Origin of the sequence: Synechococcus sp. PCC 7502 (genome assembly GCF_000317085.1) — a bacterium.
Lineage (GTDB): Bacteria > Cyanobacteriota > Cyanobacteriia > Pseudanabaenales > Pseudanabaenaceae > PCC-7502.
In genome coordinates this window covers 3,099,974-3,112,830 of record NC_019702.1, presented here as the reverse complement: position 1 = coordinate 3,112,830, position 12,857 = coordinate 3,099,974, and the positions used below count along the sequence as shown (strand labels likewise).

Here is a 12,857-nt window from a genome sequence, read left to right as displayed (position 1 = left end):
ATCAAAACTCAACAACCAAGTAGATTTGTTATTCCCCGATCACCTATCAATTTCTTAGCTTTGTGATAGAAAATCGAATTTGTTAATAAGTTTTTGGATAGAGCCATTTAGCAAAAAGCTTGGTTATTCGTGGCATGATGATATAAGTCATCGCAAACACCATCAGCCCTGAAACCAGCAAAGTCGCTAGAGGTGGTGGCAAAAAAGAGAGGTTTGGAATTACCAATCTATTCGTGAAATTTATTAAGATAAAGATAGTTCCCCAAGTAAGAAAGAACATCTTATAACGTGGCGGTGGTAATATCACTTTATTCGTAGATAGGGTAAACCAAGTTTCCAAGCCAGTGAGAACCTGAAACTTGCCTTCATCTACAAGCAATCTCTCAAGATGAGCCAGATAACCTTTGCGGATTTCTGAACTTTCCCACAGCCGATAATTACTAAGGCGATCAAATTTGAATACAATCCGATACTGAAGATTCGATGTGTCATCGGGACGAAAAACATTCACTCCCAGATGCCCCTCAAACATTTCGGCGGCAGCGATCGTTTCAGCACCAACTCTTTCAAATTCTTTCCGACAAGATGGCTTCACATTGAGGATTATGTCAATGGTTACGGGAGTATCATCTGGTTCCATGCGATCGCTTTGATTCATTTGTTTCACCATTAGTGATTAGCGAGATTTAAACCAATGACAGTCCAGCAATACCAACTTCAAGTCTTACCACCTTTCCCGATTCAATCCCAGTAGCAGGAGGGAAAGACATGCCGCCATTGGTTGTGACGTAGATGCTAGAGCAATCACCTTCAGATTTACCGAAAGCCAAAGCCGTGCTGCCTGCCATGCCCTGTTCTAGTTGAGCAATAGTAGTGACCGTGCCATCTTGAGAGATTTTCACCACGCTGTTAAAAATGTGAGTTGTACCGTAGAGATTTCCTTCGATATCAAAGGCAAAGTCGTCAATATTAACTCCAGTAATAAAGATTTCTGGTTCTCCTGCCAAGCCATTAGCGAGAATAGGAATCTTCACAATTTGCCTCTTTTGCGTATTGGAAGCATAGAGAAAATCATTATAAATTTTCAAACCATTCACCGCAGGAGTAACTTCTTCCGACGAAGTACGTGCAAGATCAGGGTGTTCTAACCAAATCCTAACCGTTTTCGTTGGTACATTTAATTCCCAGATCGCACCACGATAGGAATCGGCAATTAAGTAACGGCTGCTATCCAATCCAGTCAATCCATTCAAAAATATTGCTTCGGGCAATTCTGCCAAAAGCTCGACCGTTCCATTGCTACCAATACGCCATACTACAGAAGTGTTTTTCTCGTCCCAACCTGACAGCAGCAGTTCTCCATCTGGTGTTAATACTAATCCAGTTGCTTTGCCTGCGATCGTTGCATGGGTTACGACAACTCCATCAGCACCGATGCGAAAGACTTTGCCTTCGTAATGACTGGTGATGAATAAAGTATTGTCCGAATCTACCACAATGCTCTCTAAAAATGTATTAACGGGAAATTCGGCGATCGCTTGGGCAGGTACTAAGTCAGTTAGCGTTTCTATCATGATTTTTCACCTTTAAGATAGGGAGTAGATAGTTCGACAATTTGTTTGAAATTGAAATCGAGTTTGATGTATTAGGGAATTAGGCAAATTTTGCCAAGCGAACCAGACTTCTCAACGGCATGATGAGCCTTTGCTGCTTCTGCAAGCGGAAATTCGCGATCAACAATCGGACGCAATGCTCCATTTTCCACACTTCGATAGAGAGAAGCATGAATCGCTTCATTTTCCTGTGATTCGAGTAGAGAAAGTCTGACACCAATGATACTGATGCCAAGTCCAATTATCGCCACTGGATCGACTTCAACGCTTTTGCCACCGCCGATGACAATGATGCGCCCAGCAGGATTCATCAAACTAATATCTTTGGTGAGATTGCTACTTGCCGCCATTTCCAGAACGATATCGATACCTTTGAAGGTGTCTTGGATTTGCTTGAGATAATCGGGATCGCGATGATTAAAAACTTGCTGTGCGCCCAATCTTTTAATCAACTCCATTCCTTCAACCGATCCAGCAGTCCCAATTACGGTCAACCCTGCTTCCAGTGCGAGTTGGACAGCCGCACCGCCAACACTTCCGCTTGCGCCATGTACCAATACCACATCCCTAGCAGTGGCTTTAGCAAGGGTAAATAAAGAGTAATAAGCAGTGCGGCAGGCAATATTGATGCAGGTTCCTTGGGTAAAGGAAAGGCTGGGATGCAAAGGATAAACTTGCGATTCATGGCTGATTACAAGTTCGGCATAGGAACCAGCTATAGGTTGCGAATAGACGCGATCACTGACTTTTACTTTGGTTACGCTAGTTCCAACCTGCTCCACAATACCAGCAGCGTCATTACCAGGAATCCAAGGCAATGTTGGTGAATAATCTCCAATTTTAACGCCTGCTCTGAGGTAGGTGTCAAGTGGATTTACCCCAGCCGCTTTAACTCGAATTAAGACTTGTTCTGCGCCCACTAAGGGATCGGGAATCTCTTCCAGTTGCATTACTTCTGGTGCGCCAAATTCGTGAATCCTTATTGCTTTCATGATTTTTCCTTTTTAGGAATATTTGGGTTTGACACAAGCCGATTATGATTGCGTAAATAGTGAAGCATATCCTGTATAAGACTTAAGGGGCAAAATCTCGCAGGTGAGAATGCCTGCTTTCACCATCGGCAACTTTTGCAGTTCCTGAGTAACAGATTCAACACTTTCTGACTCCCACAGCATCACTGCACCACTCATGTCCGCAATATAATATACCTGCCGAACTTGCTCTGATGCATAAAACTCCCAAACTTGAACAGATTCTGGAGTAATTAATGGTAAAACCTGCTCTATCGGAATCCCTAACTTGACACGGGCAATGACTAAAATTTGCATACTCTTTCTCCTTTAATATTGAATCTTTACCCTGCGATCGCTAACGGCGCAACAGTTTAATCCCAATCTGTCCCATTTGCTGCATATAGGCAAGCTGGACTAAAAGCATTCCCGATGGCTCCACAAAGCGTGCGTTTTTTAGGCCTCCTGCATCAATAGGCTCCGTGCCAAGTTCGCGTAACAGCCCTGCGACAATTCCCTTTGCTTCTACATCGTCACCACAATAGAAGACACTTGCAACTTCATTGCCAAATTTAGTCGATGGTGAATGTAATACCTCCGCAAAAATTGGCATAGATTCCACAATCCTTGCCTTTGGAGCAAGTTTAGCGATTTCTTCGGCAGCAGAATTGGTAGTTCCTACGGCTAAACCGCTCATATCAGGTAATAGAGGATTGACAATCGTAAATAAAATCTTGCCATCAAGAGAATCAGCCTGTTTGAGCGCGTCTTCAACGGCTGCCCAAGCCACAGAAAGCACAACCACCTCTGCAAATGCCACTGCCTCCGAGGGAGTTCAGAAATAATAGAAGCGGCGGCAGATTTGAGTTTTTCTTCGCTGCGGGAATAACTAAACATGAGGTTATGTCCATTTTTTGCCCAGAATTTACCCATGCCTGTGCCCATGTTGCCCGTACCGATAATTCCAATATTCATGTTTTTCTACTTTTATGTTTGATTAATTTCGACGCATCTAATTATAGAAAAACTTATTTATAGATCACTTCAACTTGAAAGGCTTCAGCCGCTTGCTGATGAAGTTTAAGATTGGATTGCGCGATCGCATCGGGATCGAAATGCGTACCAACTTCCACTGTGTCAGAAATTGTCACAGTTCCCACATGAATGCCAAAATCTTTTAGTTTCGGAGCTAGACAAAATGCTAAGCTGTAGCCCTTCTTCGCAAAAGCTCTGGCTACGCCCATGCTGACACCTGCTCCAAATCCAGCGATCGCGCATATAGGTTGACTCATTTTTTTCTCCTATTTCAAAATCAATGGTGTAAGTACAGGAGCCATCAGCATTTCAAACTCTAAATTAGTAGCACTGACAATGTTTTCGATAATTTTGCCATCTTCAACTCTGGTGACATGGGTTTCATCAAAGAGGATAATCCGATTTGTAGCGGCAATTCCATAATAATCCTTAGCATGGCGTTGGACAGATTGAAACCTTGTCACAACTCGCTTACCATCAGCAGAGCTAAATTGATCGGAAATATGCACGGGAGATTCGGCAGGAAAAGCATCCACAAAACCGGTAACGATCTGCTTATATTCATCTAAGCCAGCGATCGCCCCCATTGGCTTTAGCCCTGTATACCCTTGAATATTAGGGTAAGCAGTTTCATCCGCAGCAACAAGGTCGGCTTTGCCAAGAAAGTCTACAATAAAGCGGGTAACGATTTGTTCGTTTGTTTTCATAACTCATTTTTAAGGATGAAATTCTATGATGAATAATCAACATCATTGCGAGTTAATAGTTACCAAATAGATACTAATGAATAATATGGCTACAAATTATGACTGCAAAAAAATATAGCTGTCCCGTTGAGTTAACGCTCGATCGCATTGGCGGTAAATGGAAGGCGGTAATCCTCTGGTGGCTTAAGGGTGGGAACAAGCGATTTGGTGAGCTAATGCAATTGATGCCAGACATCAGCCAAAAGGTATTAACTTCGCAATTGCGAGAATTAGAAGAAGACGAACTGATCGAACGTCATGTTTTTGCAGAATCGCCGCCGCTTGTGGAATATTCGTTGTCGGCTCATGGTGCAACCTTAAAACCGATTATGGAACTGATGTGCGAATGGGGAAAAGCAAATGCTAAAGAACATCAATTTGACTTTAGGGCATTGCATAATGAAGTATGAGTTCAAACAAGAGAGATGAAGTGTCCAAAATGTGGGTCAGAACACATAAGGAAAAATGGAATTAAGCAAGAGAAGCAAAATCAGGCGTTGCAGAGTTTAGTACGAACCAAATATTGCTTAAAGGCTAGGAATAATATCCAGCATAAACTTTAATTTCTAGTGTTTGTATATTTCATACCTAGATCTGCAACGCCGAGCATCAGTACTCATCCACAAAGTCTAGCTTAATAACGTTGTTCAATTTGCTGCTGAAAATAAGTCCTTAAACTGACTGCTAAAGCCGGCACCTGAATGGCACGACGCACCAAATCGTAATCAGCTTCACGCACGTATATTTGTACGATTTCAGCAACTGTGATGTTGTTTTCGTCACGCTTCACCAGTTCGATCTCATCGCCTGTCCCAACCTCACCTTCTTGCACAACCGAGAAATAGATGCCACTTAAACGGCTGTTGAGAAAACGTTTAACCATATCATCGCGCCCAAACTTGAGATTAAGCTTAAAGCAAGGAAATCGGGGCTGTGTTACCATGACTTCAGCAGTGCCAATACGAAAGCGATCTCCAATATTCACAGTTGTTTCAGACAAACCCTCAACTGTCAGGTTCTCCCCAAATGCACCCCAAGGTAACTCCTCATTTGGTAACTCTTGCCGCCAGTAAGCGTAATGCTCCATTGGATAGGCGTAAATGGCTTTCTCAGCACCTCCGTGGACGGTCAAATCCGCTTGTCGATCGCCATCTAAATTGAGCGATCGCATGGTCACCCGCCCTGCCACTGGCTGTTTAAAAATACCAGTTGTGACTGAGTTTCCCTTCCAACTCACTTGACGCGGCAGTCCAACACACACAGAAATTAATTTCATGCAGCAATCCCTTCGACAATTACTCCTTGAAAGTCTACCGCACCTTCACGTAGTTTTCTGATTTCGGCGTACTCTTTTGAATGCCAGTAATCGATAAAGGCTTGACGTGAAGGCCATTCAAACACAGCCGACATCGATCCTGTATTACTACCTTCGATCACTTCGGGAATTCCCTGAGCCATTAATCGTCCACCACGCAGTTCGATCAATGGCATAACCGTATGAAAGTATTCCATGAACCGATCAGCATCAGTAATCTTGAGCGAAACGACAAAATAAACTACCATCTTTGTATCCTCATAATATTTGAATGTGTGAGCGTCTCGCTTAAAACTGGGCAAGATGCCCAGTCGCTAAACTTTTGTATAATCTGGACTGACTCAGCCAGTTGCTAAGCATTTATCTGTTAGTCCAGATAAGCTGGAATGAAGCGGCGAATATGATCGGCGATAGCATCCCCTTCTTCATCGAGGGCGAAATGTCCAGTGTCAAGGAGATGAATTTCAACATTCTTGAGATCTCGCTGAAATGCGTTTGCTCCCTCTGGTCCAAAGAACGGATCGTTCTTACCCCAAACCACCAGAGTTGGGGGTTGGTGGGTACGGAGATACTCATGCCATTTTGGATACTGACCTGGGTTTGTCCGATAGTTGTAGAACAGTTCCAATTGAGCGGCAGCATTCTCTGGACGATCGAGGAAGTACTGATCCAAATTCCAGTTGTCGGGATTGATATTTTGGCGATCGCGCACGCCTCCCGTGTAAAAGAAGATGGTTGTATCCCGTTTCAGAAAATCTCGAACGGGTCCTTCAGTCGCCTCATTCCTTTCGCCCCACAAATCTCGAAACGCCTTCCAAGCAGGTGTAAACCCTTCCTCATAGGCATTACCATTCTGCACAATTAAGGCTTGAATCCATTCAGGATGGCGGGTAGCAATCCGAAAGCCCACAGGTGAGCCGTAATCTTGCACATACAAGCTGAATCGATTCAATCCCAAAGCTTGAAGGAAATGCTCAGTGACTTCGGAAAGGTGATCGAAGCTATATTCAAATTGATCGATTGGAGGCGTATCACTGTTGCCAAATCCGGGGTAATCAGGGGCAATCAAGTGGAACCGATCGGACAATTTAGCCATCAGGTCTCGATACATGTGCGAGGATGCTGGATAGCCATGAAGTAGAACGATTGTCGGATTAGCTCTTGAGCCTGCTTCACGGTAGAAGATGTTTAAGCCGTCAATTGAAATCGTGTTATAGGTCGTCATAATATTTCTCCTTGAATTTAAATAAATTGTGTTTGTTCAGAATTTGCCATTGATAGTCTTGGTTGGGAAATGCCCAGTCTCAGATGCTTCTTAGACCTATTGAGCGAGGTGCAGTTTGCTGGGTTTTGAACAGAAACTCCATCAGCCATAGACCAAAGAATCTGGGAGTGAACGCCGCAGACGCATAGATCGCCTTCCCAAGAAGACCAGCCACCACACTGGGTCGGCGGGCAGCTAAACCTCGCAGCCCAACCCTAGCCACTTGTTCCGCGCTCAACGTGGAATGCAGTAAATTGAAAAGCTGAAGTGCGCGAGAATTGAGAATGTCAGCTTCTTGTCCAAACGCCGTTGCCGTTGCAGGTGGGTGTAGACAAGAAACGACCACGTTGAAGCGTTTCATTTCTTGATAGAGAGCGATCGAGAAACTGGTGACAAACGCCTTAGTTGCACTGTAAACCCCAAAGAAGGGAACAGGTTCACAAGCCAATACAGCAGACACGTTGAGGATGTAACCCTTGCGACGATTTTTCATGTAGCCAGCCGCCCAGTGACTCAAATGAGTCAGACTCACCATGTTCAATTGACACATGTCATTCAGCTGGGACCATGGTTGATCGACCGTATATCCAGATGCACCAGCTCCAGCATTGTTGATCAAAATATCAACAGAATATGGTAGCTGCTCTAGTTGATGAATTAGATCATCACAGGCGGCGGCGGTAGATAAATCCGCTTCAATCACCTGAATGTAGTCCGTCAAATGAGCAAGCTCTTGCCTCACGATTTCCAGTTTTTTAATGTCTCTAGAAACCAAAACCAATCTTGAACCTTGTTTTGCCAGCAATTTGGCGAAGGCATAGCCAATACCGCCTGATGCTCCTGTAATTACCGCTAAGCGTTCTTTAAATGGGGAATTCATTAATTTACTCCTGTAATGTCATTTTGTTTACTAAACGTTCGGTATGTATCTAAATTACCGAATGTTTGGTAAACTGTCAAGTAGTTGAACAAAACTTTTTTGAGGTAGATTTAATGTCTAAAGTAGAGGTTATTCCAAAGTTGATGGGGGTATTTCAGAAGTATGGCTACGAAGGGGCTAGCATTACCCGATTTTCTGAAGTAACTGGGTTGAAGCGTGCTAGCCTCTATCACTATTTCCCCAATGGTAAGCAAGAAATGGCTGATGCCGTTTTGGAATATATTACGCTGGCTTTAAAGGAGCAATTACTAGCACCTTTACGCAGCGATCTCCCACCGATCGAGCGCATCCGTGGTATGAATCAAAATGTCGATGCCTTTTACCAGCATGGTCAGCAAGATTGTTTGTTGTCACTCCTCAGTGTCGGCGATGCCCATCAGTTATTTCACCAAAGGGTGCAGGAAGCTCTTAATCTTTGGATTACTAGCTTGGCAAATGTTCTGGTGGATACCGGCATTTCAGCCATAACTGCTCGTCAACGGGCTGAAGAAGCGATCGCACTGATTCAAGGGGCATTGGTATTGACACGGGGGCTGAATAACACAGAAGCCTTTAAGCGCATTCTGCATCAAATGCCAGAAGCTTTGCTGCGACCTGAGTGAGGTGTCGATGGGGGATCTCATTCACCTATTATTCCATCGAATGAATTGTGCTGAGTGCTATTGGCTGCAAATTGATAAGCTTAAAGTTGTAGCCTAGTACCCCTTCACAAAAACGCATATTTCAAAATCCTAGTGCATTGCGGTTGTTAGCTTGCGGGAATTTACCTGTCATTTCACTAAGGGACAGGCAAAAAAATAAAGTACCACTAAATTAACAATGCCTCAGATTTTCAGAATTACTTTTTTGGTACATTCTTCCGGAACCCAAACGCAGCGATCGCCGCAAATAGGAGGTATAAGGTAGCAATGACTATCAACACGACTGGGTAGAAGCTGCGCTCCTTGTCAAAACCAATCACGCTGTCAAACTGCGATCGCAGCAGCGACTCCAATGGCGTACTCCATTTTGTTTCGAGACGTAGTTACTATGCGGACTAACGGCTCGGGTCAGCGGTTGCTAAAATCTTTGCATTCAACCCAAGTAGCTTTGATCAATCCGCTGCACCCGAATTGTTATACAGTCAGTTTTAGCAAGACTTACTTTAATTTATATTAGATGCGTATTCGGTTTATCTGTTGAATATAAATTGGGTCTTTGATTCTAACAATGAGATCTGTTCTTAACTTATTTCGTATTGAGGGATCAATGTGAGGAGAACTTAACAAATCAAGGGTAATTATAAATTTGCTTAAAGGATAGTAGTCATTTTTAGAGCCATGCATTATGTACAAAATTTCTGCTTTTGAAAGAGGCTTTGATCTTAGTTGATCTAGATTGTACAAAATTCTTAGTGCATCTAATTGCCCGGTTTCTGCAAAGATTTTCTCAAATATATCACCTCTTAAGTCTCGAATCTTAGGAATTGTTGCAGCTACTTGTCTGGACAAAAAACTTGAATACTTCCATAAATAACTTGTTGTATCTAGAATTGAAACCAATTCTGAAGAAGTACCATATTTAGATAAAAGCCAGATACTTGATATTAAATGTGCTGGAGAAATTCCTGCGATAGAAACGGCTAAATCAACCATTTCTCGTTTGATCTTTGATTTAAAACTAACTGTCCAATCGGTGAGCAACTTAGCTGCTGAAAATATAGCAACATCATCGAGGCAGTTTTGCTCTTTCATGAAATTACGTATATGTTCAAATCTTTTTTTATTTATTCCTAGCCCTCCATAATATCGAAAAATATTTTCTCTAAGGTCTGGGTTATTGTCTAATAATTCGGGAACATAAAACTCCAAGAATGTATCTTTGGTTTTTGTGGAAAGAGTAAAGTATCTTTTGTAAACTTTTTCCCATCTTCCTATATGGGGAAGATTTAAAAACTTCTTAAATCGTCTTCGTATTTTCTGTTTTTCATCCGATATATCTAAACCACTATCAATGAGCCTATCAACCCTTTTTGTCATAATAGTTAAATATCTATTCTCATTTGGCAGAAAATAATTTTTTGCCTCCTCAGAGGATAAAATTTTTGTTTTACCCAAATTCAACCTAAGTCCCCTAGTTAGGAGAAGTTCATCTAAACCCCTTAAGATTTTTTTTGCAGATCCAATGTCTTGAACTGCAAAATCAATATCATCCATCCATCTTACAAAGTTGCCTTTTGTTTCATGGTTCAAATAAGTATCAATTTCAAAGAGAAAAGCATGGGCAAGAAGACGAGGTGCATCAAAGTTAATTTGAGGTAAGCCTAAGCCCGACAAAGGTAAGTAATCGGGCTTCCATGACGTTCAAATGAAACCGTATCAAAGTAATTGGCAATGTCTGTAACAACTACATAATCAAAAATATTAGAAAATTCATAAATCCTTTTTTGAAATTGTCCCCATAATTCCCACCATGCATAAGGAAAGGTATCATCTATGTCTGCTTCTGACCTCGGCTTACTATGGCTTCTACTATAAAAGGCTCTAGTAGGCGCCGGTGCATTTGCCATGACATGAATTTTCAAACTTTCGACGATTGTTTGTAAAACTACTGCGTCACTTGGGTCTGGAATTTGGATATGCCTACATACACCATACTTTTTTTCAAGTCTAATTATGCTGGGGGGCTTAGGTTTATATTGATGGTGAATTATTTGTTCTCTGATTACTAGATTAAGAGCCTTATAATTTCTATGAAAATCATAATAATCATGGAGGCAAAGTAGATATTGGTTTCTCATTCCATCTTTAACAATTTTTTGCCAAACATTATTCATTAGAGATATCTCAAAGCAGGTTTCTAATGTTATGCTTCGTTCTCGAGATCTTGGTGTGTTAATTTTTAGAGCCATATACAATCCCTACATACGGTCACAAGCAACAACTGAGTAATTCTAAAATTACTTCGTATGGAACCAAGGCTGTATAACTAGGTGTTATGCTGAAAGTCTCCGCATAACTACCTTGTTCAGTGTAAATATACTGAAGCTTTCTGGCTAACGCAACAAATTAGTGAAATATCCAGAATATTTCTGTCTGCCACCCATATATGGATACGCAGACATTACAGAAAATTTATCGATCATTAATAAAACAAATTTTGGTCAGAGATAGTTCTATAGTTTCAATTACCCTGTTTGATGGCTTTGTTTATTACCCGCAACCTAAAATAACTCTTCCATATAGACTAAATGCTTCAAAAAATTTGCATATCAGAAAATCAACACAAGTAAAAGTATGTCGAGTTGACGGATCGAGTGCGATCGGTACAGTGGTGGGAAAACCATCTAAAAATCTTATAGAAATTAATGTAGGTGGCGATGTATTAACTTTTCAACGCTTTCTTGGTCGTCAGGTTATTGATGGCGAGGTCGTATCCGTCCGCAACTGCAAAGTATGGTTTGAGGTTATTGATGTTGACTTTAAGAGGTTAGAAAATAGTGAAACCAGACCGTAATCATTTGAAGATCGATATTTGTAGTAGCAACTCAACCCTTGGCGATTAATAGGACGGTTAATGTATGAATGGTTTTACTCCACAACTCCTGTCACGGGCTGAAGGTATCGCAAAAGGAAAAGCACTGCGGGAACAAGTACCAAGAGCGAGTCATGAGGAGTGGAAACCCTCACCAGATCGAGCCGAACCTACGGCAATGTTGGAAACATCTAACCAAGGCAGATTGCCAGAGTTGATACCTCTGAGATACGGGCGAATGTTGGCATCTCCCTTTGCCTTTCTGCGAGGAGCAGCCTGCATTATGGCATTCGATCTGAGCAAAACGCCTAAAACTGGTATAAAAGTTCAAGCTGGTGGGGATTGCCATTTGTCTAACTTTGGTGGGTATGGCACACCAGAACGAAATCTTGTCTTCGATGTCAATGACTTTGACGAGAGCCTGTTAGCTCCTTGGGAATGGGATGTAAAGCGGTTAGCTACTAGCATTGTGGTAGCAGGGCGATCGCTCAAATTCTCCGACAAAATCGGGCGCACGGCGGCGATCGCTGCGGTTCAATCCTACCGCGAACATATGAACGAATATACCCAAATGACCCCAATGGAGGTTTGGTACGATCAAATTGGAGTTGAATCGCTACTTGCATATACCGATCGTGCTAAACAACTCAAAAAACTGAAAAGTGAAGTAGAAAAAGCAAGAGCGTTAACACCTGTAATGGAACTGCACAAATTAACCGAAATAGTGGATGGACAGAGGCGTTTCATCAGTAATCCACCCTTAGTATCCCAACCAATACCTGAAGACCCACTAGTAGCAGAGATGTTATCCGTGTTTTATAAATATCGACAAACTTTACGAGAAGATATCCGCATTTTACTAGACCGTTATAGGATTGTTGATGTAGCGATGAAGGTAGTAGGAGTTGGGAGTGTTGGTACTCGCTGTGGAATTGCTCTACTGGTGACGGGGGATAATTACCCTTTATTTCTACAGATTAAAGAAGCACGCAGTTCTGTACTGGAACCTTATGCAGGCAAAAGTAGTTACGATAACCACGGTCAAAGGGTGGTTGCAGGTCAACGGCTGATGCAAGCCTCAACCGATATTTTCCTCGGATGGGCAAGGGGCGATCTTGGACACGATTTTTATCTGCGGCAACTTAGAGATATGAAAATTTCTGTCGAGATTGAAAGCATGAATGATACGGATTTGAGGGGCTACTCTCAGTTATGTGGCTGGGCTTTGGCACGAAGTCACGCTCGGTCAGGTGATCGCTTTGTGATTAGTGGTTATCTGGGGCAAAGCGACACATTTGATCTCGCTATTGCTAATTTTGCGGTTGCCTATGCCGACCAAAACGATAGAGATTATCAACAGTTAGTTGCGGCAGTTGCGGCAGGAAAGATTAAGACGATCAAGGGCTAAATTGGATAGAAAA

The 12,857-nt window shown here is 42.3% G+C and carries 18 protein-coding genes; 4 read left to right on the top strand and 14 right to left on the bottom strand.

The features are described 5' to 3' along the window. Positions 1-82: 82 nt before the first annotated feature. The 7 genes from SYN7502_RS15570 to SYN7502_RS15540 form a co-directional block, all read right to left on the bottom strand. Positions 83-670, bottom strand: a complete 588-nt coding sequence (locus SYN7502_RS15570; RefSeq protein ID WP_015169711.1) for a putative antibiotic biosynthesis monooxygenase — start codon at positions 668-670, stop codon at positions 83-85. Positions 671-686: 16 nt separating this feature from the next. Further along, positions 687-1,574 (bottom strand): SMP-30/gluconolactonase/LRE family protein, encoded by an 888-nt coding sequence (locus tag SYN7502_RS15565; RefSeq protein WP_015169710.1) that lies wholly within the window; start codon positions 1,572-1,574, stop codon positions 687-689. A 71-nt stretch (positions 1,575-1,645) separates the two neighbouring features. Continuing rightward, a complete protein-coding gene (locus SYN7502_RS15560; protein WP_015169709.1) occupies positions 1,646-2,605 on the bottom strand; it encodes an NADPH:quinone reductase in 960 nt (319 codons plus the stop codon). A 42-nt stretch (positions 2,606-2,647) separates the two neighbouring features. Continuing rightward, on the bottom strand, positions 2,648-2,941 hold the full coding sequence (locus SYN7502_RS15555; protein WP_015169708.1) for a hypothetical protein: 294 nt from the start codon (positions 2,939-2,941) through the stop codon (positions 2,648-2,650). 40 nt (positions 2,942-2,981) lie between these two features. Continuing rightward, positions 2,982-3,443 (bottom strand): NADPH-dependent F420 reductase, encoded by a 462-nt coding sequence (locus tag SYN7502_RS21090; protein WP_041429560.1) that lies wholly within the window; start codon positions 3,441-3,443, stop codon positions 2,982-2,984. Between the two features lie 208 nt (positions 3,444-3,651). Beyond that, a complete protein-coding gene (locus SYN7502_RS15545) occupies positions 3,652-3,915 on the bottom strand; it encodes a hypothetical protein (protein ID WP_041429558.1) in 264 nt (87 codons plus the stop codon). Positions 3,916-3,924: 9 nt separating this feature from the next. After that, positions 3,925-4,365 (bottom strand): ester cyclase, encoded by a 441-nt coding sequence (locus tag SYN7502_RS15540; RefSeq protein WP_015169707.1) that lies wholly within the window; start codon positions 4,363-4,365, stop codon positions 3,925-3,927. 98 nt (positions 4,366-4,463) lie between these two features. On the opposite strand from SYN7502_RS15540, the gene SYN7502_RS15535 reads away from it, so the two are divergent. After that, entirely contained in the window at positions 4,464-4,814 is a 351-nt protein-coding gene (locus SYN7502_RS15535; protein WP_015169706.1) for a winged helix-turn-helix transcriptional regulator, read from the top strand. A gap of 224 nt (positions 4,815-5,038) precedes the next feature. Here SYN7502_RS15535 and SYN7502_RS15530 read toward each other — a convergent pair whose 3' ends face one another. The 4 genes from SYN7502_RS15530 to SYN7502_RS15515 form a co-directional block, all read right to left on the bottom strand. Continuing rightward, positions 5,039-5,680, bottom strand: a complete 642-nt coding sequence (locus SYN7502_RS15530) for an MOSC domain-containing protein (RefSeq protein WP_015169705.1) — start codon at positions 5,678-5,680, stop codon at positions 5,039-5,041. After that, positions 5,677-5,967, bottom strand: a complete 291-nt coding sequence (locus SYN7502_RS15525; protein WP_015169704.1) for a DUF1330 domain-containing protein — start codon at positions 5,965-5,967, stop codon at positions 5,677-5,679. Before SYN7502_RS15525 ends, SYN7502_RS15530 begins: the two co-directional genes overlap by 4 nt. A 119-nt stretch (positions 5,968-6,086) precedes the next feature. After that, a complete protein-coding gene (locus tag SYN7502_RS15520; protein ID WP_015169703.1) occupies positions 6,087-6,944 on the bottom strand; it encodes an alpha/beta fold hydrolase in 858 nt (285 codons plus the stop codon). Between the two features lie 79 nt (positions 6,945-7,023). After that, positions 7,024-7,863: an SDR family NAD(P)-dependent oxidoreductase gene (locus SYN7502_RS15515; protein ID WP_015169702.1), complete on the bottom strand. Its 840-nt coding sequence runs from the start codon at positions 7,861-7,863 to the stop codon at positions 7,024-7,026. A 113-nt stretch (positions 7,864-7,976) separates the two neighbouring features. Between SYN7502_RS15515 and SYN7502_RS15510 the strand changes: the two genes are divergently transcribed. Continuing rightward, positions 7,977-8,525 carry a TetR/AcrR family transcriptional regulator gene (locus SYN7502_RS15510; RefSeq protein ID WP_015169701.1) on the top strand — a complete coding sequence of 183 codons (549 nt, stop codon included), beginning with the start codon at positions 7,977-7,979 and terminating at the stop codon, positions 8,523-8,525. A 236-nt stretch (positions 8,526-8,761) separates the two neighbouring features. On the opposite strand, the gene SYN7502_RS20320 is transcribed toward SYN7502_RS15510, so the two are convergent. The 3 genes from SYN7502_RS20320 to SYN7502_RS20740 all read right to left on the bottom strand — a co-directional run bounded on the left by SYN7502_RS20320 (position 8,762) and on the right by SYN7502_RS20740 (position 10,738). Then, positions 8,762-8,917 (bottom strand): hypothetical protein, encoded by a 156-nt coding sequence (locus tag SYN7502_RS20320; RefSeq protein ID WP_168130380.1) that lies wholly within the window; start codon positions 8,915-8,917, stop codon positions 8,762-8,764. Positions 8,918-9,077: 160 nt separating this feature from the next. Beyond that, positions 9,078-10,238, bottom strand: a complete 1,161-nt coding sequence (locus SYN7502_RS15505) for an RNA-directed DNA polymerase (RefSeq protein WP_210391300.1) — start codon at positions 10,236-10,238, stop codon at positions 9,078-9,080. Next, positions 10,226-10,738 (bottom strand): hypothetical protein, encoded by a 513-nt coding sequence (locus SYN7502_RS20740; protein ID WP_210391299.1) that lies wholly within the window; start codon positions 10,736-10,738, stop codon positions 10,226-10,228. Before SYN7502_RS20740 ends, SYN7502_RS15505 begins: the two co-directional genes overlap by 13 nt. A gap of 272 nt (positions 10,739-11,010) precedes the next feature. Here SYN7502_RS20740 and SYN7502_RS15500 point away from each other — a divergent pair, with 272 nt between their 5' ends. Further along, the gene (locus SYN7502_RS15500; protein WP_015169700.1) at positions 11,011-11,418 is read left to right on the top strand and encodes a hypothetical protein; all 408 of its coding nucleotides are present in this window, start codon (positions 11,011-11,013) and stop codon (positions 11,416-11,418) included. A 64-nt stretch (positions 11,419-11,482) separates the two neighbouring features. Next, the gene (locus tag SYN7502_RS15495) at positions 11,483-12,844 is read left to right on the top strand and encodes a DUF2252 domain-containing protein (RefSeq protein WP_015169699.1); all 1,362 of its coding nucleotides are present in this window, start codon (positions 11,483-11,485) and stop codon (positions 12,842-12,844) included. Positions 12,845-12,857: the final 13 nt, after the last annotated feature.

Excerpts from the sequence above, each read along its gene's own strand:
- SYN7502_RS15570 (WP_015169711.1), bottom strand. The coding sequence starts at position 670 with ATGGTGAAACAAATGAATCAAAGCGATCGCATGGAACCAGATGATACT.
- SYN7502_RS15565 (WP_015169710.1), bottom strand. The coding sequence starts at position 1,574 with ATGATAGAAACGCTAACTGACTTAGTACCTGCCCAAGCGATCGCCGAA.
- SYN7502_RS15560 (WP_015169709.1), bottom strand. The coding sequence starts at position 2,605 with ATGAAAGCAATAAGGATTCACGAATTTGGCGCACCAGAAGTAATGCAA.
- SYN7502_RS15555 (WP_015169708.1), bottom strand. The coding sequence starts at position 2,941 with ATGCAAATTTTAGTCATTGCCCGTGTCAAGTTAGGGATTCCGATAGAG.
- SYN7502_RS15545 (WP_041429558.1), bottom strand. The coding sequence starts at position 3,915 with ATGAGTCAACCTATATGCGCGATCGCTGGATTTGGAGCAGGTGTCAGC.
- SYN7502_RS15540 (WP_015169707.1), bottom strand. The coding sequence starts at position 4,365 with ATGAAAACAAACGAACAAATCGTTACCCGCTTTATTGTAGACTTTCTT.
- SYN7502_RS15535 (WP_015169706.1), top strand. The coding sequence starts at position 4,464 with ATGACTGCAAAAAAATATAGCTGTCCCGTTGAGTTAACGCTCGATCGC.
- SYN7502_RS15530 (WP_015169705.1), bottom strand. The coding sequence starts at position 5,680 with ATGAAATTAATTTCTGTGTGTGTTGGACTGCCGCGTCAAGTGAGTTGG.
- SYN7502_RS15525 (WP_015169704.1), bottom strand. The coding sequence starts at position 5,967 with ATGGTAGTTTATTTTGTCGTTTCGCTCAAGATTACTGATGCTGATCGG.
- SYN7502_RS15520 (WP_015169703.1), bottom strand. The coding sequence starts at position 6,944 with ATGACGACCTATAACACGATTTCAATTGACGGCTTAAACATCTTCTAC.
- SYN7502_RS15515 (WP_015169702.1), bottom strand. The coding sequence starts at position 7,863 with ATGAATTCCCCATTTAAAGAACGCTTAGCGGTAATTACAGGAGCATCA.
- SYN7502_RS15510 (WP_015169701.1), top strand. The coding sequence starts at position 7,977 with ATGTCTAAAGTAGAGGTTATTCCAAAGTTGATGGGGGTATTTCAGAAG.
- SYN7502_RS20740 (WP_210391299.1), bottom strand. The coding sequence starts at position 10,738 with ATGAATAATGTTTGGCAAAAAATTGTTAAAGATGGAATGAGAAACCAA.
- SYN7502_RS15500 (WP_015169700.1), top strand. The coding sequence starts at position 11,011 with ATGGATACGCAGACATTACAGAAAATTTATCGATCATTAATAAAACAA.
- SYN7502_RS15495 (WP_015169699.1), top strand. The coding sequence starts at position 11,483 with ATGAATGGTTTTACTCCACAACTCCTGTCACGGGCTGAAGGTATCGCA.